General features: G+C 70.3%; 18 protein-coding genes. 4 read left to right on the top strand and 14 right to left on the bottom strand.

Going from position 1 to position 19462, the window contains the following annotated elements:
* Nucleotides 1-170 precede the first annotated feature (170 nt).
* From ACWF9Z_RS17390 to ACWF9Z_RS17380, 3 genes are all read right to left on the bottom strand, one after another.
* Complete coding sequence (locus tag ACWF9Z_RS17390) at nucleotides 171-2666, bottom strand: ATP-binding protein (RefSeq protein ID WP_453603005.1); 2496 nt, start codon at nucleotides 2664-2666, stop codon at nucleotides 171-173.
* A 193-nt stretch (nucleotides 2667-2859) separates the two neighbouring features.
* A complete protein-coding gene (locus tag ACWF9Z_RS17385) occupies nucleotides 2860-3183 on the bottom strand; it encodes an STAS domain-containing protein (RefSeq protein ID WP_030708167.1) in 324 nt (107 codons plus the stop codon).
* 194 nt (nucleotides 3184-3377) lie between these two features.
* Nucleotides 3378-4226 carry a 3-hydroxyacyl-CoA dehydrogenase family protein gene (locus ACWF9Z_RS17380; RefSeq protein WP_453603003.1) on the bottom strand — a complete coding sequence of 283 codons (849 nt, stop codon included), beginning with the start codon at nucleotides 4224-4226 and terminating at the stop codon, nucleotides 3378-3380.
* 232 nt (nucleotides 4227-4458) lie between these two features.
* On the opposite strand from ACWF9Z_RS17380, the gene ACWF9Z_RS17375 reads away from it, so the two are divergent.
* From ACWF9Z_RS17375 to ACWF9Z_RS17360, 4 genes are all read left to right on the top strand, one after another.
* The gene (locus tag ACWF9Z_RS17375; RefSeq protein WP_453603001.1) at nucleotides 4459-5031 is read left to right on the top strand and encodes a cob(I)yrinic acid a,c-diamide adenosyltransferase; all 573 of its coding nucleotides are present in this window, start codon (nucleotides 4459-4461) and stop codon (nucleotides 5029-5031) included.
* A gap of 287 nt (nucleotides 5032-5318) precedes the next feature.
* Nucleotides 5319-6542 carry a sensor histidine kinase gene (locus tag ACWF9Z_RS17370; protein WP_453602999.1) on the top strand — a complete coding sequence of 408 codons (1224 nt, stop codon included), beginning with the start codon at nucleotides 5319-5321 and terminating at the stop codon, nucleotides 6540-6542.
* Nucleotides 6539-7186 carry a response regulator gene (locus tag ACWF9Z_RS17365; protein WP_453602998.1) on the top strand — a complete coding sequence of 216 codons (648 nt, stop codon included), beginning with the start codon at nucleotides 6539-6541 and terminating at the stop codon, nucleotides 7184-7186. The genes ACWF9Z_RS17370 and ACWF9Z_RS17365 overlap by 4 nt, the downstream gene beginning before the upstream one ends.
* A gap of 268 nt (nucleotides 7187-7454) precedes the next feature.
* Nucleotides 7455-9266 (top strand): glycosyl hydrolase family 18 protein, encoded by a 1812-nt coding sequence (locus ACWF9Z_RS17360; RefSeq protein WP_453602996.1) that lies wholly within the window; start codon nucleotides 7455-7457, stop codon nucleotides 9264-9266.
* Nucleotides 9267-9388: 122 nt separating this feature from the next.
* On the opposite strand, the gene ACWF9Z_RS17355 is transcribed toward ACWF9Z_RS17360, so the two are convergent.
* From ACWF9Z_RS17355 to ACWF9Z_RS17305, 11 genes are all read right to left on the bottom strand, one after another.
* Nucleotides 9389-9835, bottom strand: coding sequence for a DUF2550 domain-containing protein (locus ACWF9Z_RS17355; protein ID WP_356649328.1), 447 nt, complete (start codon nucleotides 9833-9835; stop codon nucleotides 9389-9391).
* A 157-nt stretch (nucleotides 9836-9992) separates the two neighbouring features.
* The gene (locus tag ACWF9Z_RS17350; RefSeq protein ID WP_356649329.1) at nucleotides 9993-10367 is read right to left on the bottom strand and encodes a F0F1 ATP synthase subunit epsilon; all 375 of its coding nucleotides are present in this window, start codon (nucleotides 10365-10367) and stop codon (nucleotides 9993-9995) included.
* Nucleotides 10368-10495: 128 nt separating this feature from the next.
* Complete coding sequence (atpD, locus tag ACWF9Z_RS17345) at nucleotides 10496-11938, bottom strand: F0F1 ATP synthase subunit beta (protein ID WP_356649330.1); 1443 nt, start codon at nucleotides 11936-11938, stop codon at nucleotides 10496-10498.
* Nucleotides 11938-12855, bottom strand: coding sequence for a F0F1 ATP synthase subunit gamma (locus ACWF9Z_RS17340; protein WP_453602994.1), 918 nt, complete (start codon nucleotides 12853-12855; stop codon nucleotides 11938-11940). Before ACWF9Z_RS17340 ends, atpD begins: the two co-directional genes overlap by 1 nt.
* A 20-nt stretch (nucleotides 12856-12875) precedes the next feature.
* Entirely contained in the window at nucleotides 12876-14471 is a 1596-nt protein-coding gene (gene atpA / locus ACWF9Z_RS17335) for a F0F1 ATP synthase subunit alpha (RefSeq protein WP_453602992.1), read from the bottom strand.
* A gap of 127 nt (nucleotides 14472-14598) precedes the next feature.
* Nucleotides 14599-15414, bottom strand: coding sequence for a F0F1 ATP synthase subunit delta (locus ACWF9Z_RS17330; protein ID WP_453602990.1), 816 nt, complete (start codon nucleotides 15412-15414; stop codon nucleotides 14599-14601).
* Nucleotides 15411-15923, bottom strand: a complete 513-nt coding sequence (locus ACWF9Z_RS17325) for a F0F1 ATP synthase subunit B (protein WP_453602988.1) — start codon at nucleotides 15921-15923, stop codon at nucleotides 15411-15413. Before ACWF9Z_RS17325 ends, ACWF9Z_RS17330 begins: the two co-directional genes overlap by 4 nt.
* 69 nt (nucleotides 15924-15992) lie before the next feature.
* On the bottom strand, nucleotides 15993-16226 hold the full coding sequence (atpE, locus tag ACWF9Z_RS17320) for an ATP synthase F0 subunit C (RefSeq protein WP_030857147.1): 234 nt from the start codon (nucleotides 16224-16226) through the stop codon (nucleotides 15993-15995).
* Between the two features lie 77 nt (nucleotides 16227-16303).
* Complete coding sequence (gene atpB, locus ACWF9Z_RS17315; protein WP_453603133.1) at nucleotides 16304-17143, bottom strand: F0F1 ATP synthase subunit A; 840 nt, start codon at nucleotides 17141-17143, stop codon at nucleotides 16304-16306.
* Nucleotides 17144-17353: 210 nt separating this feature from the next.
* Entirely contained in the window at nucleotides 17354-17791 is a 438-nt protein-coding gene (locus tag ACWF9Z_RS17310; protein ID WP_453602986.1) for a hypothetical protein, read from the bottom strand.
* Between the two features lie 274 nt (nucleotides 17792-18065).
* Nucleotides 18066-19400 carry an MraY family glycosyltransferase gene (locus ACWF9Z_RS17305; protein ID WP_453603132.1) on the bottom strand — a complete coding sequence of 445 codons (1335 nt, stop codon included), beginning with the start codon at nucleotides 19398-19400 and terminating at the stop codon, nucleotides 18066-18068.
* Nucleotides 19401-19462: the final 62 nt, after the last annotated feature.

Raw genomic sequence — 19462 nt, 5'->3', positions numbered from 1 at the left:
TCGGGCCCGGGGATTGCCTTGTTTCGTCCTCCACTAAAACCCATGGGGCGCCATCGCGCACCAAATGCACCGCTTTTTGTGCCGGGGACCGGGCACGGACCCGGGTCCGTCCCCGGGTCCGTGTTCGTATCCGTGTTCGTATCCGTGTCTGCGCCCGGGCCGGCTGCCGGTCAGGCCGGCGACCCCACCGTCCCCGTCGGTGTCGTCGGCGTGGTCGCCGTGGCGGTCGGGGCCGTCGGGGTCGGCGGTTCCGGCTGGCTCGGCGTCGGCGCGGACGGGCTCGAGGACGACGGCGGCGGGGACGGGTTCCCCGGAGTCGAGGAGTGCGGAGTCGGCGAGGGCTTGCGCGACGGGGACTTCCGCGGCGACGGGCCGGCGCTCGGCTCCGCCGCGGCGGGAGCCGAGGTCTCCGGATCCGGCGCGGCAGGATCGTTCCCGCCCGTGCCCGGGTCGCCGGGCGACGCAGGCGCGTCCGGCGTCGTCGGGGTGGTCGAGACGCCCGGGCCCTGGACCGGGGGCAGCGCTTCCTCGGACGCGTTCATGGCCAGCGCGACCACGGTGCCCAGCACCGCCACCGTCAGCGCCCCGGCCGCGGCCAGCAGGACCGGCCTGCGGCGGGACTCCCGCCGCGGTGAGGGCTTTTCGGGGGCCGGGACCGGGCCCGGCTCCGGGCTGAGGGGGAAGGCGTCCTCGAACACCTCCGCCAGGGTCGCGGGCGAGACCGAGCCCGGCGGCGCGATCGCCGGTACGACGGTGGTCACCGCCTCCGAGGTCCCCGGAACCCGCTGGGCCCCCTGGGCCCCGGTGCTGACCGGGCCGCGCGGAACCGGCAGGCCCCCGGGGCCCTGCGGAGCCACCCCGCCCGCGGGCTTCACCAGGGCTCCGGCGGAAGCGGGAACCGAGACCGGACCCGCGGCCCCGGGGACGGACCCGGCCCCCGGAACGGTCCCGGCACGGGGCCCGGACGCCGGCAGGGCCGCGGACGGGTTCGCGGTCGAAGTCGTGGCCGGGGTCCCGGCCACGCCCGGCGCGGCCAGCCGCAGCGGCGGCGAGACCTCCACCCCCGCCTTCTCCCGGTCGGTGACCAGCGCGAGCGCACGCCGGCCCGCCACGGTCCCCCGCTTGTCGGCGAGGGCCCCGCGCAGCCCGATCGAGGCCTCCAGCTCCGCCCGCGCCCGGTCGAGCCGTCCCTCGCACAGGGCCAGTACCCCGAGTTCGTGGTGGAAGTACGCCTGCTCCGCGACCTCTCCCGCCTTGCGCGCGGCCTCCGCGCCCGAGCGCAGCACCCGCTCCCACGCCTCCCAGTGCAGCGAGGCCGCGAACGCGGGGGCCGCCGTGCGCGCCAGCAGGACCGCGGCCACCACGTCGGCCCCGGCCAGCGCCGCGAGCACCGCGTCGGCCTCCGCCGCGACCCGCTCCGGGGTCACCGAGGTGTGCCCGGTCCACCAGGCGTAGTGCCGGGCGGCCGTACGGGCCCCCTCGGCCGCCGTGTCCCCGTACCCGGCCTCCTCCAGCTGCCGGGCGACCCCGGCGGCGAGCCGGTAGCGCGTCCCGACGGGGGTCAGCAGCCCGCAGCCGAGCAGCTCGCCCACCGCCAGGTCGGCGTGCGTGTCGCCGACCAGCGCCGGCAGGTGCGCGTGGTGCGGCAGCTCCCCGCCCAGCGCGCAGGCGATCCGCAGGGCGGCCCGCGCCGACTCGCTGACCCGCGAGGCCAGCAGTTCCGCCGGGGCCGCGCCCTCGGCGCGCGTGGGCAGCGGTATGAGGGACGCGTCGCGCGGGCGCTCCTCGAAGACGCCGGGCTCCTCGTCCTCGTCCTCGCCGTCCGCCCGGTTCAGTTCGTCGCGCCGGCGCAGCAGGGCGGCGGCCTGCACGAAGCGCAGCGGCAGCCCCTCGGAGGCGAAGCACAGGTCGCCCGCCCAGGCCGTCTCCTCGTCGGTCAGGGGGCGCCCGATGCCCGCCTCGAGCAGGGCCGCGCAGTCGGCGCGGGCCAGCCCGGCGAGGAACACCTCTTCGAGGTGCGAGTCGTCGGAGGGGGACCGGGTGTCGGGGGTGGCGGCCAGCAGGTAGGCGCACTCCGGCGTGGCCCGCAGCAGCTCGTCGAGCGCGGGGCCTCCCATGTCGAGGTCGTCGAGGAGGACGACGGCTCCGATCTCCCTGACGCGGGCGAGGAGTTCGGCCCGGTCCAGCCGCTCGGCCGGGGCCTCGTAGACGGCGGCGTACAGCGCGTGGAGCAGCTCGCCGGCCTGCTGGTGCCCGTGCGCGGAGAGGCGTACGACCCCGTCGGGGGCCATGTCCGCGCAGACTTCGGCGACGGAGTCGAGCAGCGCCGTACGGCCGGATCCGGGAGGACCGGTCAGGCGGACGGAGCGGCCGCGCCCGAGGAGCCGTACGAGGCGCTCGCGCTCCTCCGCGCGGCCGAGCAGCCGGCGCGGGCCCGCCGGGGCACCCGGCGGTACGGGGGGCCGTGCGGCGGCCGCGGCCGAGGTGCGGGCGGCGGGGGTGCGCTTGGCGGGGAGACGGGCGGGATCGCCGCCGGGCCGGTGAGTCGGCTCGATCTCGCTGCCGTCGACGGGGTTCACCGTGAGGGTGAAGTCCCCGGCGGTCAGCGTCACGACCCGTGCCGGTGCCTCCGCCGTCCCGGCAGCCTGCCCCTGAGTGCGGTCCATGACCAAGTCCCCCGATCGCGCCCTGCGCCGTCGTTGCCGTCTGTCGCCCGGCCTTCGCTCACGCCGCTGTCGCTACTGGTCCGGTTTCCGCCCGAACCCTAGACCGTGCCCGGCCGTGCCGGAACCTCAGGGGGTGTCTTCACCACCGGACCGTTACGTTTCTGCAGAGGGTGTACACCCGAGGTCCGCAGGATCAGACGCGCGGCAGGGACTCCGCTTCGAGGCCGCCCTCGATCGCGAGGATCCGGTGCAGGCGGGTGGCGACGAGCAGCCGCTGCATCTGCGGGGGGACCCCGCGCAGGACGAGCCGCCGGCCGGTCCGGCCGGCCCGGCGGTGTGCGCCCATGATCACGCCCAGGCCGGTCGCGTCCCAGGAGTCGAGCCCGGTGAGGTCCAGCACGAGGTCGCCGCGCCCGTCGTCGAGGGCGGTGTGCAGGGCCGTCCGGGCGTCCGCCGCGCTGCGCACGTCGAGGCGGCCCCCGACAGCGAGTTCGGCATGGTCGCCCCTGATGTGCATGTGTGCTCCCGGCAGTGCGGTACTGCGTACATATGGTCCGACTGGTCCGTGGTCGGCAACTCTCAATGCAACTGACTGCCTCAGGGGCAGGGAAGTTGCCGACCGTGAGCGAACCGATACCAAATTCACTCCGAGGGGTGAAGAACGGTGTTCGAACGCACCGTCCCGGCCCGGCGCCGCCGCCGGCCCCCGGTTCAGTGCTTGTAGAAGCCCTGACCGCTCTTGCGGCCGATGTCGCCCGCGTCCACCATGCGGCGCATGAGCTCCGGCGGCGCGAACTTCTCGTCCTGGCACTCGGTGTAGATGTTGCTGGTGGCGTGCATCAGGATGTCGACGCCGGTGAGGTCGGCGGTGGCCAGCGGGCCCATCGCGTGACCGAAGCCGAGCTTGCAGGCGATGTCGATGTCCTCGGCGGACGCGACGCCCGATTCGTACAGTTTCGCGGCTTCGACGACCAGCGCGGAGATCAGACGGGTCGTCACGAAGCCGGCGACGTCGCGGTTGACCACGATGCAGGTCTTGCCGACGGACTCGGCGAACGCCCGGGTGGTGGCGAGGGTCTCGTCGCTCGTCTTGTAGCCGCGCACGAGCTCGCACAGCTGCATCATCGGGACGGGCGAGAAGAAGTGCGCGCCGACGACCCGCTCCGGACGCTCCGTCACGGCCGCGATCTTGGTGATCGGGATGGCCGAGGTGTTGGAGGCGAGGATCGCGTCCTCGCGCACGAGCTTGTCGAGCGCGCGGAAGATCTCGTGCTTGACCTCCAGCTTCTCGAAGACGGCCTCGACGACGATGTCGGCGTCGGCGACCGCCTCGAGGTCGGTGCTGGTCGTGATGCGGGCCAGCGCGGCCTCGGCGTCCTCGGCGGTCAGCTTGCCCTTCGAGACGAACTTGTCGTACGAAGCCTTGATCCCGTCGGTCCCCCGGGTCAGCGCGGCGTCGGTGACATCGCGCAGCACGACGTCCCAACCCGCCTGAGCGGAGACCTGCGCGATTCCGGAACCCATCAGTCCGGCACCGATGACGGCGAGCTTCCCTGCCACTGCACACCCCACGCTCTTCAATACGGCACGGCCTTCAGTACGGCACGGCCTTCGATACGGCACGGTCTCGTACCTTCTCCGGCGGAGACTAGCGCCCGTGAGGGGTGGTGTGACCGCGAAGTAACACGCGTCACGTCTCAGATGACGGACATCACACCGGTACGGCCCAGCAGTGCGCCAGGGGGCCCCAGTTGGCCCGCGGGCTCCTCCGCCCCCAACTACGCTGGCGGGCATGGTGAACCTCACGCGCATCTACACCCGCACCGGCGACCAGGGCACGACGGCCCTCGGCGACATGAGCCGGACCGCCAAGACCGACCTGCGGATCTCGGCCTACGCCGACGCCAACGAGGCCAACGCGGCCATCGGGACGGCGATCGCGCTCGGCGGACTGTCCGCTGATGTCGCGAAGGTCCTGGTCCGGGTGCAGAACGACCTGTTCGACGTCGGCGCGGACCTGTGCACGCCCGTCGTCGAGAAGCCGGAGTATCCCCCGCTGCGCGTCGAGCAGTTCTACATCGACGCGCTGGAGGCGGACTGCGACCGCTTCAACGAGGAGCTGGAGAAGCTCCGCAGCTTCATCCTCCCCGGCGGCACCCCCGGCGCGGCCCTGCTCCACCAGGCCTGCACGGTGGTCCGCCGCGCGGAGCGTTCCACCTGGGCGGCCCTGGAGGTGCACGGCGACGTGATGAACCCGCTGACGGCCACCTACCTCAACCGCCTCTCCGACCTCCTGTTCATCCTGGCCCGAACGGCCAACAAGGAGGTCGGAGACGTGCTGTGGGTCCCGGGCGGCGAACGCTGACACCCGTGCGCCTGCGGCCGGACCGCCGCGGGCGCCCGTTTCGGCCACGGCGCGCACGGGGCGGATCGGGGTGACGCGCACGGGCCCCCTTCCTTCCCGCGGCGGTGGGGGACGGCTCCCGGCTTCCCGTCCCCTTCGCCCCTTCGCCCCCTTCGCCCCCTTCGCCCCGTTTCCCCGTCGCCGGTGACGAAGGGCGGCGGGCGGCGGGGCGCGCTGCATCCTTCGATGTACCGGCCCTCGGCCTCGGTGGCGATGTCCGCGCCCACCGCGTCCTGTTGGATGGGGAAGTGACCCCGAAGAGAGCCGCCCCCCACCGCCACGACGTCCTCCTGGCCGTCATCAGCCTCGCCGCGGGCCTGCTCCTGTGGTCGCTCGGGGTGTACAGCTCCCCCTCCCGCAACCTGCTCCCCGACTGGGCGGCCCTGGTCCCCCTCGCCGCCCTCGGCGCGATGGAGCCGCTGCGGCGCAGCGCGCCCCGCGTGACCCTGGCCGTCGGCACCGCCGGGGTGATCGCCGACCAGTTCACGGTGGGAAATCTGGCCACCGTCCTGATCTTCACCGACCTGATGTACTCGGCGGTCGTCTACGGCAAGCCCGCCATGGCCCGCCGCCTTCCGGTCACCACCGGCATGATCACCATCGCCGTCACCATCGCGTCCGTGGCCTGGCTGCGCACCCCGCAGGCCCTGATGATCGGCATGGTCACCGGCATCGTGTGCTTCGGGCCGGCCCTGACCGGAGCCACGCTGCGCAACCACCGCGAGGCCGCCGAGGCCGCCCGGCTGCGCGCCGGGCAGACCGCGCTGCTCGCCGAGATGGACCGCGCCCAGGCCGTGGTCGCGGAACGCGCCCGGATGGCCCGCGAGCTGCACGACATGGTGGCCAACCACCTCTCCGCCATCGCCATCCACTCCACGGCCGCGCTCTCCATCGACTCCCCCGCCACCAGCCGCGACTCCCTCGCGGTGATCCGGGAGAACAGCGTCCAGGGGCTGGCCGAAATGCGCCGGTTGATCGGGCTGTTGCGGGACGCGGGCGCGGGCTCCGGGCAGGAGCCGGCCGCCATGCCCTCGCTGGACGGGCTCGACGCCCTGCTGGAGCAGGCCCGGACGAACGGAGCGGCGAGCGGGCTGGACTTCGTCCTCCTCGACGGCCGCTCCCCCGGGCCCGGGAGACCCGGGGATCCCGGCGAACCGCCGCCGGCCCCAGTGGGGATGGCGGCGTACCGGATCGTCCAGGAATCGCTGACGAACGCCCTCAAGCACGCCGCCCCGGGCACGGTCACCGTCCGCCTGACCCACGACCGCGCCGAAGGGGGCCTGCTGACCGTGGAGGTCGACTCCCCCTACGGGGACCGGCCCGGGCCGCGCGCCCCGGGCTCCGGGGCCGGCCTGATCGGCATGCGGGAACGGACGGAACTGCTGGGCGGCCGGTTCGAGGCGGGCCGCCACGGCGCGGCATGGCGGGTGCGGGCAGCGCTGCCCGCCGAGGAGAAGGCGGTACGGGCATGACGGCGATCAGGGTCGTGGTGGCGGAGGACCAGAGCGCGGTGCGGGCCGGGCTGGTGCTGATCCTGCGCAGCGCGGGCGACATCGAGGTGGTGGGCGAGGCCGCCGACGGGGAGGAGGCGGTGCGGCTGGCCCGGGAGCTGCGGCCGGACCTGGTGCTCATGGACGTGCAGATGCCGCGCCTGGACGGGGTGTCGGCGACCCGCCAGGTGGTGGCGCAGGGACTGGCGGACGTTCTCGTGCTCACGACCTTCGACCTCGACGCGTACGTCTTCGGGGCGCTGCGCGCCGGCGCGGCGGGCTTCCTGCTGAAGAGCGCGGAGGCGGCCGAGCTGATCGAGGCCGTACGGACGGTCGCGCGCGGCGAGGGCCTGATCGCCCCGGCGGTGACCCGGCGGCTGATCGCCGAGTTCGCGGCTCCCCGGCCCGTACGGGTTCCCGTGCCCGCGGCGGTGGAGGCGCTGACCCGGCGGGAGCGGGAGGTGCTGGGCTCCCTGGGCGCGGGGCTGTCGAACGCGGAGATCGCGGTGCGCCTGGAGATGGCGGAGGCGACGGTGAAGACGCACGTCAGCAGGGTGCTGGGGAAGCTGGAGCTGCGCAGCCGGGTACAAGCCGCGGTGCTGGCACGGGAGTTGGGGATCCAGTAGCGGCGCGGTGGAGGCCCGGTGGGGAGCGGGGGCGGGAACGGGCCGGGGGCTTCTCCGGGAGGTCTGGACCTCTTGACGCTTGGTCCAGACCTTTCTACCCTCCAACCCAACTGTGGTGAGCGTGCCATGACAAAAAGATCATGTCGGGCACGCTCACGGGCGGCGCAGGTCCCACCCCCATGCCGCGGCCGTCCCCACGGCCGCGACGGACCTCGGAGGAGCACCCTTGAGCACAGCACCCCCTCGACGCGCACCGTTTTTCCGAAGAGTGGCGGCCACCCTGGCCGTCCTCGCCCTGCCCGTCGCCGGGCTGGTGGCCATCGCCGCCCCCGCCGAGGCCGCCGCATCGGCGACCGCGACGTACACCAAGGTCTCCGACTGGGGCTCCGGCTTCGAGGGCAAGTGGACGGTGAAGAACACCGGCACGACCACCCTCAGCAGCTGGACCGTGGAGTGGGACTACCCGTCCGGCACCGCCGTCACCTCCGCATGGGACGCCACCGTCACCAGCTCCGGCACCCACTGGACCGGCAAGAACGTCGGCTGGAACGGCACCCTCGCGCCGGGCGCGACCATCAGCTTCGGTTTCAACGGCACCGGCTCCGGCGCACCCAGCGGCTGCAAGGTCAACGGCGGCACCTGCGACGGCGGCACCACCCCCGCCGACAGCCCGCCCGGCGCCCCCGGCACCCCCACGGCCAGCGGCGTCACGGACACCGGACTGACGCTCGGCTGGTCCGCGGCCACCGACGACAAGGGCGTCAAGAACTACGACGTCTACCGCGACGGCGCCAAGATCGCCACGGTGACCACCCCCTCGTACACCGACTCGGGCCTGACCAAGGGCACGACCTACGGCTACACCGTCACCGCCCGCGACACCGCCGACCAGACCGGTCCCTCCTCCGGCAGCCTGTCGGTGACCACCACCGGCGGCACCACCCCGCCCGACCCGGGCAACCCCGGCTCCGCCGTCAAGCTCGGCTACTTCACCGACTGGGGCGTCTACCAGCGCAACTACCACGTGAAGAACCTGGTCACCTCGGGCACCGCCGCGAAGATCACGCACATCAACTACGCCTTCGGCAACGTCCAGGGCGGCAAGTGCACCATCGGTGACGCGTACGCCGACTACCAGAAGACCTACGACGCCTCCTCCAGCGTCTCCGGCGTCGCCGACACCTGGGACCAGCCGGTCGCGGGCAACTTCAACCAGCTGCGCCAGCTGAAGAAGAAGTACCCGAACATCAAGGTCCTGTACTCCTTCGGCGGCTGGACCTGGTCCGGCGGCTTCGGCCAGGCCGCGGCCAACCCCGCCGCCTTCGCCCAGTCCTGCTACGACCTGGTCGAGGACCCGCGCTGGGCCGACGTCTTCGACGGCATCGACATCGACTGGGAGTACCCGAACGCCTGCGGCCTGTCCTGCGACACCAGCGGGGCCGCCTCCCTGAAGAACGTGCTCTCCGCGCTGCGCGCCAAGTTCGGCGGCAGCAACCTGGTCACCGCCGCGATCTCCGCCGACGGCTCCAACGGCGGCAAGCTCGACCTCGCCGACTACGCGGGCGCGGCCCAGTACGTCGACTTCTACAACGTCATGACGTACGACTTCTTCGGCGCGTGGGACGCCAAGGGCCCGACGGCCCCGCACTCCCCGCTCACCTCCTACGCCGGCATCCCGATCGCCGGCTTCAACTCCGAGGCCGCGATCACCAAGCTCAAGGGCAAGGGCATCGCCGGTTCCAAGCTCAACCTCGGCATCGGCTTCTACGGCCGCGGCTGGACCGGCGTCACCCAGGCCGCCCCCGGCGGCGCCGCCACCGGACCGGCCCCCGGCACCTACGAACAGGGCATCGAGGACTACAAGGTCCTCAAGAGCAGCTGCCCGTCGACCGGCACCGTCGCCGGCACGGCGTACGCCAAGTGCGGCAGCAACTGGTGGAGCTACGACACCCCCGCCACCATCGCGGGCAAGATGAGCTGGGTGAAGCAGCAGGGCCTCAGGGGCGCGTTCTCCTGGGAGTTCAGCGGCGACACCGCCAACGGCGAGCTCGCCACCGCGATCCACACCGGCCTGCAGTAGCCCCCCGCGCCGGCCGGTGAAGGACGAAGCCGGGGAGACGGGTCCGCCCCCGTCTCCCCGGCTTCTTCACGTGCTGCGCGCCCGCGCGGTACCGCGGCCCGCGCGGTGAGCCCCGCGGGGCCTCAGGCCACGTTGACCCGCTGCCCGGGAGGCGCGGCCTCGAGCCAGGCCAGGAAACCGGTCAGCGCGTCATCGCTCATCGCCAGTTCCAGGCGGGTCCCCCGGTGGCGGCAGCAGAGCACCACGGCGTCGGACAGCAGGGCCAGCTCCTCCTCGCCCTCGGGGGCGCGGCGGGCGATGACCTCGATGGAGGACCGCTCCAGCAGCCGGCGCGGCCGGGGGGAGTAACTGAAGACGCGGAACCAGTCGACGCGGTCACCGCTGTAGCGCGCGACCCCGTACACCCAGCCCTTGCCGGAGATGTCGAGCTCTTCGGCCACGCCCCAGCGCAGGCTGCAGTCGAAGGTGCCACCGGAACGCTGGATCAGCCTGCGGCGCAACGCGAAGACGAACAACCCGATCACCACCAGGGCTACGACCAGGCCGCTCACAAGCAGAGCGAGGAGCATCTTTCACCGACCTCCTCGCTCATCGAATACCTCGTACGACGGGGACGCCTCCCGGACGGAGTCCGGGAGCGACCTGCATCGCCTCAGCCGCGACCCGGTCTGGAATGTTCCAGACCGGACCGCGGCTGAGGTTTCACACTCTTACCGGTACCGGGGTTCAGCGCCCCGAAACCGCGCGCAACCGGACATCGGCGCGACGTTCGGCGGCCCCATCGGTCTCCGACTTCGCGCGCTCCAGTGCCCGCTCCGCCCGCTCGACATCGATCTCGTCGGCAAGCTCGGCGATCTCGGCCAGCAGGGACAGCTTGTTGTCCGCGAACGAGATGAATCCGCCGTGCACCGCGGCGATGACAGTGTCGCCACCGACGGTACGGATGGTCACCGGGCCCGATTCCAGCACACCGAGAAGCGGCTGGTGACCGGGCATGACGCCGATGTCGCCGGACGTGGTGCGGGCGACAACCAGGGTGGCCTCGCCGGACCAGACACTACGGTCCGCCGCGACCAGCTCGACGTGCAGCTCAGCAGCCAAGGTGGCTCCTCGGGTCACCACCCGGCGGGAAAGCCGGGTGTTGGGTCAAATTCTAATGGGCGTGGGGAGAGGGACGGGACACACCCGCCCCTCTCCGTCATTCAGCTGTGCTCGCGAGGAGCGCGGCTTCAGGAGACGCCCAGCTCCTTGGCGTTGGCCTTGAGGTCCTCAATGCCACCGCACAGGAAGAACGCCTGCTCGGGGAAGTGGTCGTAGTCGCCGTCGCAGATCGCGTTGAAGGCGACGATCGACTCGTCGAGCGGAACGTCCGAACCGTCGACGCCGGTGAACTGCTTGGCGACGTGCGTGTTCTGCGACAGGAAGCGCTCGACACGACGGGCACGGTGGACAACGAGCTTGTCCTCCTCGCCCAGCTCGTCGATACCGAGGATCGCGATGATGTCCTGGAGGTCCTTGTACTTCTGGAGGATCCCCTTGACGCGCATCGCGGTGGCGTAGTGGTCCGCCGCGATGTACCGCGGGTCGAGGATGCGGGACGTCGAGTCCAGCGGGTCCACGGCCGGGTAGATGCCCTTCTCGGAGATCGGACGGGAAAGAACCGTCGTCGCGTCGAGGTGGGCGAAGGTGGTGGCCGGCGCCGGGTCGGTCAGGTCGTCCGCGGGGACGTAGATCGCCTGCATCGAGGTGATCGAGTGACCGCGGGTCGAGGTGATGCGCTCCTGCAGCAGACCCATCTCGTCAGCCAGGTTCGGCTGGTAACCCACGGCGGACGGCATGCGGCCCAGAAGGGTCGACACCTCCGAACCGGCCTGGGTGTAACGGAAGATGTTGTCGATGAAGAAGAGCACGTCCTGCTTCTGCACATCGCGGAAGTACTCCGCCATGGTCAGACCGGCCAGGGCGACGCGAAGACGGGTGCCCGGGGGCTCGTCCATCTGGCCGAAGACGAGCGCCGTCTTGTCGATGACGCCGGAGTCGGCCATTTCCTCGATGAGGTCGTTGCCCTCACGGGTACGCTCACCGACGCCCGCGAAGACCGACACACCGTCGTGGTTGTTGGCGACGCGGTAGATCATTTCCTGGATCAGAACGGTCTTGCCGACACCGGCACCACCGAACAGACCGATCTTTCCACCCTTGACGTACGGGGTGAGAAGGTCGATGACCTTGACGCCGGTCTCGAACATCTCGGTCTTCGACTCGAGCTCGTCGAATCGGGGCGCCTTGCGGTGGATCGGCCAGCGCTCGGTGACGTTGGCGTTCTCCTCCGGGTAGTTCAGCACCTCACCGAGGGTGTTGAACACCTTGCCCTTGGTGAAGTCACCGACGGGGACGGTGATGCCCTCGCCCGTGTCGGTCACCGGGGCCTGGCGGACCAGACCGTCGGTGGGCTGCATGGAGATGGTGCGGACCAGGCCGTCACCCAGGTGCTGGGCGACTTCCAGGGTCAGCGTCTTGAGCGCGCCGTCCTGGGCCGGGTCGGCCACCTGGACCTTCAGCGCGTTGTAGATCTCGGGCATGGCGTCGACGGGGAACTCCACGTCGACGACCGGGCCGATGACCCGGGCGACGCGGCCCGTGGCGGCGGCCGTCTCAACAGTGGTCGTCATTACTTGTCACTCCCCGCGGTCGCGTCAGCCATGGCGCTCGCGCCACCGACGATCTCGCTGATTTCCTGGGTGATTTCGGCCTGGCGGGCCGCGTTGGCAAGCCGGGAGAGGCTCTTGATGAGATCCCCGGCGTTGTCGGTAGCCGACTTCATCGCACGACGGCGGGCGGCGTGCTCGGAAGCGGCCGACTGCAGCAGTGCGTTGTAGATGCGGCTCTCGACGTAGCGCGGCAGGAGGGCGTCGAGGACGTCCTCCGCCGACGGCTCGAAGTCGAACAGCGGAAGGATCTCGCCCTTCGTACCGCTCTCCTCCGCAGCCTGGTCGAGGCTGAGCGGCAGCATCCGGCCGTCCACCGCGTTCTGCGTCATCATCGACACGAATTCCGTGTAGACGATGTGCAGCTCGTCGACGCCGCCCTCGGCCGTGTCCGTCTGGATGGCCTCGATCAGCGGCGCCGCGACGCGCTTGGCGTCGCCGTAGGCCGGGCTGTCGGTGAAGCCGGTCCACGACTCCGCGACCTTGCGCTCGCGGAAGGCGTAGTAGGCCACACCCTTACGGCCGACGATGAACGTGTCGACCTCCTTGCCCTCGCCGCGGAGCCGCTCGGAAAGCTGCTCCGCCTGCTTGATGGCGTTCGAGGAGTAGCCGCCGGCCAGACCACGGTCGCTCGTGATGAGCAGGACCGCGGCACGGGTCGGCGCCTCGACCTCGGTCGTCAGGGCGTGCTTGGTGTTCGAACCGGTCGCCACCGCGGTCACCGCACGGGTGAGCTCGGTCGCGTACGGCATCGATGCCGCCACCTTGCGCTGCGCCTTGACGATGCGCGAGGCGGCGATCATTTCCATCGCCTTGGTGATCTTCTTGGTCGCCGTGACGGCACGGATGCGACGCTTGTAGACCCGGAGCTGCGCTCCCATGAGTCAGGTCCCTTCCGTCGTCACTTGGAGACGTTGACGGCCGGCGCGTCCTCGCCCAGGAGCTTGCCGTCCGAGGTCTCGAACCCACGCTTGAAGTCCGCGATGGCGTCAGCGATGGAGGTGAGGGTGTCGTCCGACATCTTGCCGCCGTCGGCGATGGAGGTGAGGAGGTCCTTGCGCGTGACGCGCAGGTGCTCCAGCAGCTCCGACTCGAAGCGACGGATGTCGTTGACCGGGACGTCGTCCATCTTGCCGGTGGTACCGGCCCAGACGGAGATGACCTGCTCCTCGACGGGCATCGGCTGGTACTGGCCCTGCTTCAGCAGCTCGACGAGGCGCTTGCCGCGCTCCAGCGAGTTCTTCGAAGCGGCGTCCAGGTCGGAACCGAAGGCGGCGAACGCCTCCAGCTCGCGGTACTGGGCGAGGTCCAGGCGCAGACGGCCGGAAACCTGCTTCATGGCCTTGTGCTGGGCCGAGCCACCGACGCGGGAGACCGAGATACCGACGTTCAGCGCCGGGCGCTGGCCCGCGTTGAACAGGTCGGACTCGAGGAAGCACTGGCCGTCGGTGATGGAGATGACGTTGGTCGGGATGAACGCCGACACGTCGTTCGCCTTGGTCTCGACGATCGGAAGACCGGTCATCGAACCGGCACCCATGTCGTCGGAGAGCTTGGCGCAGCGCTCCAGCAGACGGGAGTGCAAGTAGAAGACGTCGCCCGGGTAGGCCTCGCGGCCCGGCGGACGGCGCAGCAGCAGCGACACGGCGCGGTAGGCGTCGGCCTGCTTCGACAGGTCGTCGAAGATGATCAGGACGTGCTTGCCGGCGTACATCCAGTGCTGGCCGATGGCCGAACCGGTGTACGGCGCCAGGTACTTGAAGCCGGCCGGGTCGGACGCCGGGGCGGCGACGATCGTCGTGTACTCGAGCGCGCCGGCGTCTTCCAGGGCGCCGCGAACGGACGCGATGGTCGAGCCCTTCTGGCCGATGGCGACGTAGATGCAGCGGACCTGCTTGTTCACGTCGCCCGAGCGCCAGTTGTCGCGCTGGTTGATGATCGTGTCGACGGCCAGAGCGGTCTTGCCGGTCTGACGGTCACCGATGATCAGCTGACGCTGACCACGGCCGACCGGCACCATCGCGTCGATCGCCTTGTAGCCGGTCTGCATCGGCTCGTGGACCGACTTGCGGACCATGACGCCGGGGGCCTGCAGCTCGAGGGCGCGGCGGCCCTCGGTCGCGATCTCGCCGAGGCCGTCGATCGGGTTGCCGAGCGGGTCGACGACGCGGCCGAGGTAACCCTCGCCGACGCCGACGGAGAGCACCTCACCGGTGCGCTGCACCGGCTGGCCCTCCTCGATACCGCTGAACTCGCCGAGGACGACCGCACCGATCTCGCGCTCGTCGAGGTTCAGGGCGAGACCGAGGGTCCCGTCCTCGAACTTCAGCAGCTCGTTCGCCATGGCGGAGGGCAGGCCCTCCACCTTCGCGATGCCGTCGCCGGCAACGCTGACCGTACCGACCTCCTCGCGCGAGGCCGCGTCCGGCTGGTACGACTGGACAAAGTTCTCCAGTGCGTCCCGGATCTCCTCCGGCCGGATCGTGAGCTCCGCCATCTGGGTTCCCTGCTCTCCTTGTTGGGCCTGAAGCTTCTTAGGGGTCTGGGGGCTACCCCCAGGAATCTTCTGCAAGTTCTGCACGGCCCAACCGGGCCGCTAGGAATGCTTTGTTATAAGTGGCTGGTCAGCCGGCCATGCGGCGGGACGCCTCGGAAAGGCGCTCCGCGATGGTTCCGTCGATGACCTCGTCGCCGACACGCACCGAGATCCCGCCGAGGACCTCGGGGTCCACGTCCAGGTTCAGGTGCATCTCGCGGCCGTACAGCTTGGCCAGGACAGCACCGAGACGCTGCTTCTGCACGTCGCTGAGCGCAATCGCGGTGGTCACCGTGGCGACCATGCGGTTGCGGCGCTCGGCGGCGAGCGTGGAAAGGGACTCGAGGCCCGCTTCCAGGCTACGTCCACGCGGGTGCGTGACGAGACGCGTGACGAGGCGCTCCGTGACGGCGTTCGTCTTGCCGCCGAGCAGGCTGCGCAGCAGCGCGCTCTTGGCGGCGACGGTCGCCGACCGGTCGGTCAGTGCCGCCCGCAGCTCGGTGCTCGAGGTGACGATCCGGCCGAAGCGGAACAGCTCGTCTTCCACGTTGTCGAGTGCGCCGGTGCTCTGGGCCGCCGTGAGGTCGGCGGTGGCCGCCAGCCTCTCGAGCGAGTCGACCAGGTCACGGGACTGCGACCAGCGGGACCGGACCATGCCGGACACCAGGTCGAGGGTCTCCCCGCCCACCTGTCCGCCCAGCAGCCGGTTGGCCAGCTCGGCCTTGGCCTCGCCGGACTGCGCCGGGTCCGTGATGACCCGACGCAGCGAGACCTCACGGTCGAGCAGCGCGGTGACGGCCGCCAGCTCGCCCGCGAGCTTCGCCGCGTCCACGGACGTGTTGTCCGTCAGCGCGTCGAGACGCTCACGAGCGGCGGCCAGCGCGTCGCGGCTCGCTCCGTTCATCGGGCCGCCTCGGCCTTCTCCTCGAGCTCGCTGAGGAAGCGGTCGATCGTGCGGCTCTGCCGGGCGTGGTCCTCGAGGGACTCGCCGACGAGCTTTCCGGCCAGGTCGGTGGCGAGCTTGCCCACGTCCTGACGGAGCGCCGAAGAGGCGGCCTTGCGGTCGGCCTCGATCTGGGCGTGACCGGCAGCGATGATCTCCTCACGCTGCCGCTGGCCCTCTGCGCGGAGTTCTTCCTTGAGCGCAGTGCCCTGCTCCAGGGCGTCCTGGCGCAGGCGAGCGGCCTCGTGCCGGGCTTCGGCGAGCTGGGCCTTGTACTGCTCCAGCACGCTCTGAGCCTCGGTCTGAGCGGCCTCAGCCTTTTCGATACCGCCTTCGATGGCCTCGCGGCGCTCGTCCAGAACCTTGTTGATGTTCGGGAGGAGCTTCTTCGCGAGGAAACCGAAGACGATGACGAAGGCGATCAGACCGATGACGAGCTCGGGGATCGGCGGGACGAGAGGGTTTTCCATCTCAGCCGCGAGAACCATGAGGTTCACATCAGTGCCTTTCGTCGTTTCGGACTAGTCGTCGGGTTCGTCTTAGTAGACGAACGGCATGACGAGACCGATGAGGGCGAGCGCCTCACAGAAGGCGAAGCCGAGGATCTGGTTGGCGCGGATCAGACCGGCAGCCTCGGGCTGACGGGCGAGAGCCTGCGTACCGTTACCGAAGATGATGCCGACGCCGACGCCGGGGCCGATGGCCGCGAGGCCGTAGCCGACAGAGCTGAGGGAGCCGGTGACGCCTTCGGCGGCAGCGAGGATCTGGGACATGCCAGTTCTTCCTTCTCTTTCACGGACCGGTGGGGGTTGGCCACCGGACGACAGGGGGTTTGTGGGGCGAGCCTGGCTCAGTGGTGCTCGGCGAGCGCGCCCTGGATGAAGCTGCAGGCCAGGAGGACGAAGACGTACGCCTGGACGGCCTGGATGAAGAGCTCGAAGGCGGTCATCACGATGACCATCACGAACGAGACTCCGGCGTAGGCGATGCCGATGCCGTTCAGCAGGTACCAGCTGGCGATCGTGAAGAGCAGCAGCAGGGTGTGACCGGCGAACATGTTCGCGAACAGTCGGACCGCGTGGGTGAACGGGCGCACCAGGACGTTCGAGAAGAACTCGATGACCATGACGAGCGGCAGCACCGGGCCGAGGCTCTTGTCGTATCCGGTGAGGTTCTTGAAGCCGCCGACGAAGCCGTGGCGCTTGAACGTCACGGACATCCAGATCAGGTAGACCATGATCGCCAGGATCGCCGGGTACGCGATGATCGAGGTCACCGGGAACTGGGCCAGCGGGACGATCGACCAGACGTTCAGGACCCAGACGAAGAAGAACAGCGAGACCATGAAGGGGACGTACTTCTCGCCCTCCTTCTTGCCCAGCGTCTCGTAGACGATGCCGCGACGCACGAAGTCGTAGCCGGCCTCCGCGGTCATCTGAAGCTTGCCCGGTACGACCTTCGGCTTCCGGAACGCGGCCCAGAAGAACGCGACGATGATCAGCGAGCCCAGCAGGGCCAGCAGCATCGGCTTGTTGAAGTACGTACTCGTGGTGCCGGGTTCGCCCCACAGCGGCTCGAAGAGGAACGAGTGCAGGCCCGGGCCGGGGAAGCCACATCCGTCGAAGATGTGACAGTCGGTCTCGAAAGCGAGCACCTGCGTCAGGTCAGCACTCACCGCGGGCTCCTTCAGCGTGGCGCATAGGTACGGCAACCTCGTTGTGTCGGCGCGGCGGACAGCCGCTGTTCGGCACTGGACTGGTATTTCGGATGGGGGGGCGGCGATCAGGCATCGAGCCTCGCGATGGAACAGGCGTCAGCTCAGATGCCCGCGCCCGCATTGCCGCAGTTGGAACCGGACGATAGCAGGATCCCGAACACCCGCTTATCCCGCCCCTACCCTTCACGGCTTCGGTCCCGAATTTCCGGGCTTGTCGCCCTTGCTCGATTCCGGTTCGACGTAAAGGATCTTGGCCTTCATGTGAGCACGCGCCTGTGCGCCGATCCACACGAGGGTGGTGGCGACGAGCGTGAGCGCGAAGGCCTTGGGGTGGAACAGCGTCGTGTTCTTGAACACGGCGAGAAAGACGAAGAGCAACAGGATCTGGACCGTGTAGAGCAAGAGCCCCATGGCCTGGAACAGGTTCGGCATCGATCTCGCGGTGCGCTGCAGCACGAGGAACCCCCCGCCCATGAACAGCAACACCAGCACGGTTGCCACGAGGGCGCCCACGGCCCCCTTGCCGCCGACCGTGACACCGCTGATGACGGCGGCTACCGCGCCGGCGACAGCAGTGGGTACGGCGGCTTGCAGAAGGGTTCGGACGTCATCTGACCGCATGGCGGTTTGCTCCGCGTGGTGGTGGGGGCAAGGGACTCGTACGGGACGAGCGTAAGCCCGGTCCGAGAGGGGACCTCGGGCCAATGGACCGTCGCACTACGGTCCTTCGGCTCTGTCGCCGGGTTTAGTGAACGGTATCACAAAGTATTTGATGAGAGCTTTACCTGGTGAGTGTGCTGACTGTCACACATGAGGGCTAACCCGCCCGTGTGTGCACGACAGGCAACCGCCTTGTCTGGTAAAGGGGGTTCATGTCCGACATGAGCCCGCGCCGTCAGCGCGAGGATCCGGCCTTACGCCGGTCGGGGAAGCGCGAACGGGGGCCCACCGCGGTCGCCCCGTTGACGCCGGACACCCCGGCCGCGATCGGCCGCGCCGGTTCCGGCTCCACCGCGGAGGCGTCCTGCACGGCCGCCTCGGCCGCCCGCTCCGCGTGCCGGTAGCGCGGCGGGACCAGTCGCTCGGCCCACTGCGGGGCCCGCGGCGAGAAGCGCGGCAGGAGGAGCAGGAGCAGCCCCAGCGCGCTCAGCGCGGCGATGGCCAGCACGATCCACATCGAGGTGGAGTGCACCGAGTACGCCACCGCGCCGAAGGCGATCAGCCCCGACCAGAAATACATGATCAGCACCGCGCGGCTGTGCGAGTGCCCGAGCTCCAGCAGCCGGTGGTGGAGGTGTCCGCGGTCCGCGGCGAACGGCGACTGCCCGTTCCAGGTGCGCCGCACGACGGCCAGGACGAGGTCCGCCATCGGGATCGCGATGATCGTCAGGGGCAGGATCAGGGGGATGAAGACCGGCAGCATCGCGTGCGTCGCGTTGCGCTCGCCGCCCGCGAAGAGCGCCATCGCGTCCGGGTCCACCTGACCGCTGATGGAGATGGCGGCGGCGGCCAGCACCAGGCCGATGAGCATCGAGCCCGAGTCGCCCATGAAGATGCGGGCCGGGTGCATGTTGTGCGGCAGGAAGCCGAGGCACATGCCCATCAGGATCGCGGCGAAGAGGGTCGCGGGGGCCGCCGCCTCGATGCCGTAGCCGAACCAGATCCGGTACGCGTAGAGGAAGAAGGCGCCGGCCGCGATGCAGACCATGCCGGCGGCGAGGCCGTCGAGGCCGTCCACGAAGTTCACCGCGTTGATGGTGATCACGACGAGGGCCACGGTGAGCAGGTTGCCCTGCCACGGGGTGAGGGCGACCGTCCCGATCCACGGGACCGGGATCCACAGGATGGTCAGGCCCTGCATGCACATCACGCCGGCGGAGATCATCTGGGCGCCGAGCTTGATCAGGGCGTCCAGCTCGAACTTGTCGTCGAGGACGCCGACCAGCCAGATCAGGGCCGCGCCGGAGAGCAGGGCGCGCGGCTCGTTCGACAGCTCGAAGACGCCGTTGAGGTTCTGCAGGTGGTCGGCCACGAGCAGGCCCGCGCACAGCCCGCCGAACATCGCGATGCCGCCGAGCCGCGGAGTCGGCTCGCGGTGCACGTCGCGGGCACGGATCTCCGGCATCGCACCGACCGCGATCGCGAACTTCCGCACGGGCCCGGTGAGCAGATAGGTCACCGCGACCGTGACGCAAAGCGTCAGCAGATATTCACGCACGGGCTGCCCCAGATGTATCGCCGGCCATCTCAGCCCCACACACTAGCTGCGAAGTACTCACTGTCGGGGACGCA

It is taken from the genome of Streptomyces sp. NPDC054961 (assembly GCF_053609145.1).
Note: the sequence above shows the minus strand (reverse complement) of the source record. Positions and strands in the feature narration are given on the sequence as shown.

Coding starts and splice junctions, on each gene's coding strand:
- atpD (WP_356649330.1), bottom strand. CDS start 11,938: ATGACGACCACTGTTGAGACGGCCGCCGCCACGGGCCGCGTCGCCCGG.
- ACWF9Z_RS17385 (WP_030708167.1), bottom strand. CDS start 3,183: ATGCACATCAGGGGCGACCATGCCGAACTCGCTGTCGGGGGCCGCCTC.
- ACWF9Z_RS17340 (WP_453602994.1), bottom strand. CDS start 12,855: ATGGGAGCGCAGCTCCGGGTCTACAAGCGTCGCATCCGTGCCGTCACG.
- ACWF9Z_RS17310 (WP_453602986.1), bottom strand. CDS start 17,791: ATGCGGTCAGATGACGTCCGAACCCTTCTGCAAGCCGCCGTACCCACT.
- ACWF9Z_RS17375 (WP_453603001.1), top strand. CDS start 4,459: ATGGTGAACCTCACGCGCATCTACACCCGCACCGGCGACCAGGGCACG.
- ACWF9Z_RS17330 (WP_453602990.1), bottom strand. CDS start 15,414: ATGAACGGAGCGAGCCGCGACGCGCTGGCCGCCGCTCGTGAGCGTCTC.
- ACWF9Z_RS17390 (WP_453603005.1), bottom strand. CDS start 2,666: ATGGACCGCACTCAGGGGCAGGCTGCCGGGACGGCGGAGGCACCGGCA.
- ACWF9Z_RS17355 (WP_356649328.1), bottom strand. CDS start 9,835: ATGCTCCTCGCTCTGCTTGTGAGCGGCCTGGTCGTAGCCCTGGTGGTG.
- ACWF9Z_RS17325 (WP_453602988.1), bottom strand. CDS start 15,923: ATGGAAAACCCTCTCGTCCCGCCGATCCCCGAGCTCGTCATCGGTCTG.
- ACWF9Z_RS17365 (WP_453602998.1), top strand. CDS start 6,539: ATGACGGCGATCAGGGTCGTGGTGGCGGAGGACCAGAGCGCGGTGCGG.
- atpE (WP_030857147.1), bottom strand. CDS start 16,226: ATGTCCCAGATCCTCGCTGCCGCCGAAGGCGTCACCGGCTCCCTCAGC.
- atpA (WP_453602992.1), bottom strand. CDS start 14,471: ATGGCGGAGCTCACGATCCGGCCGGAGGAGATCCGGGACGCACTGGAG.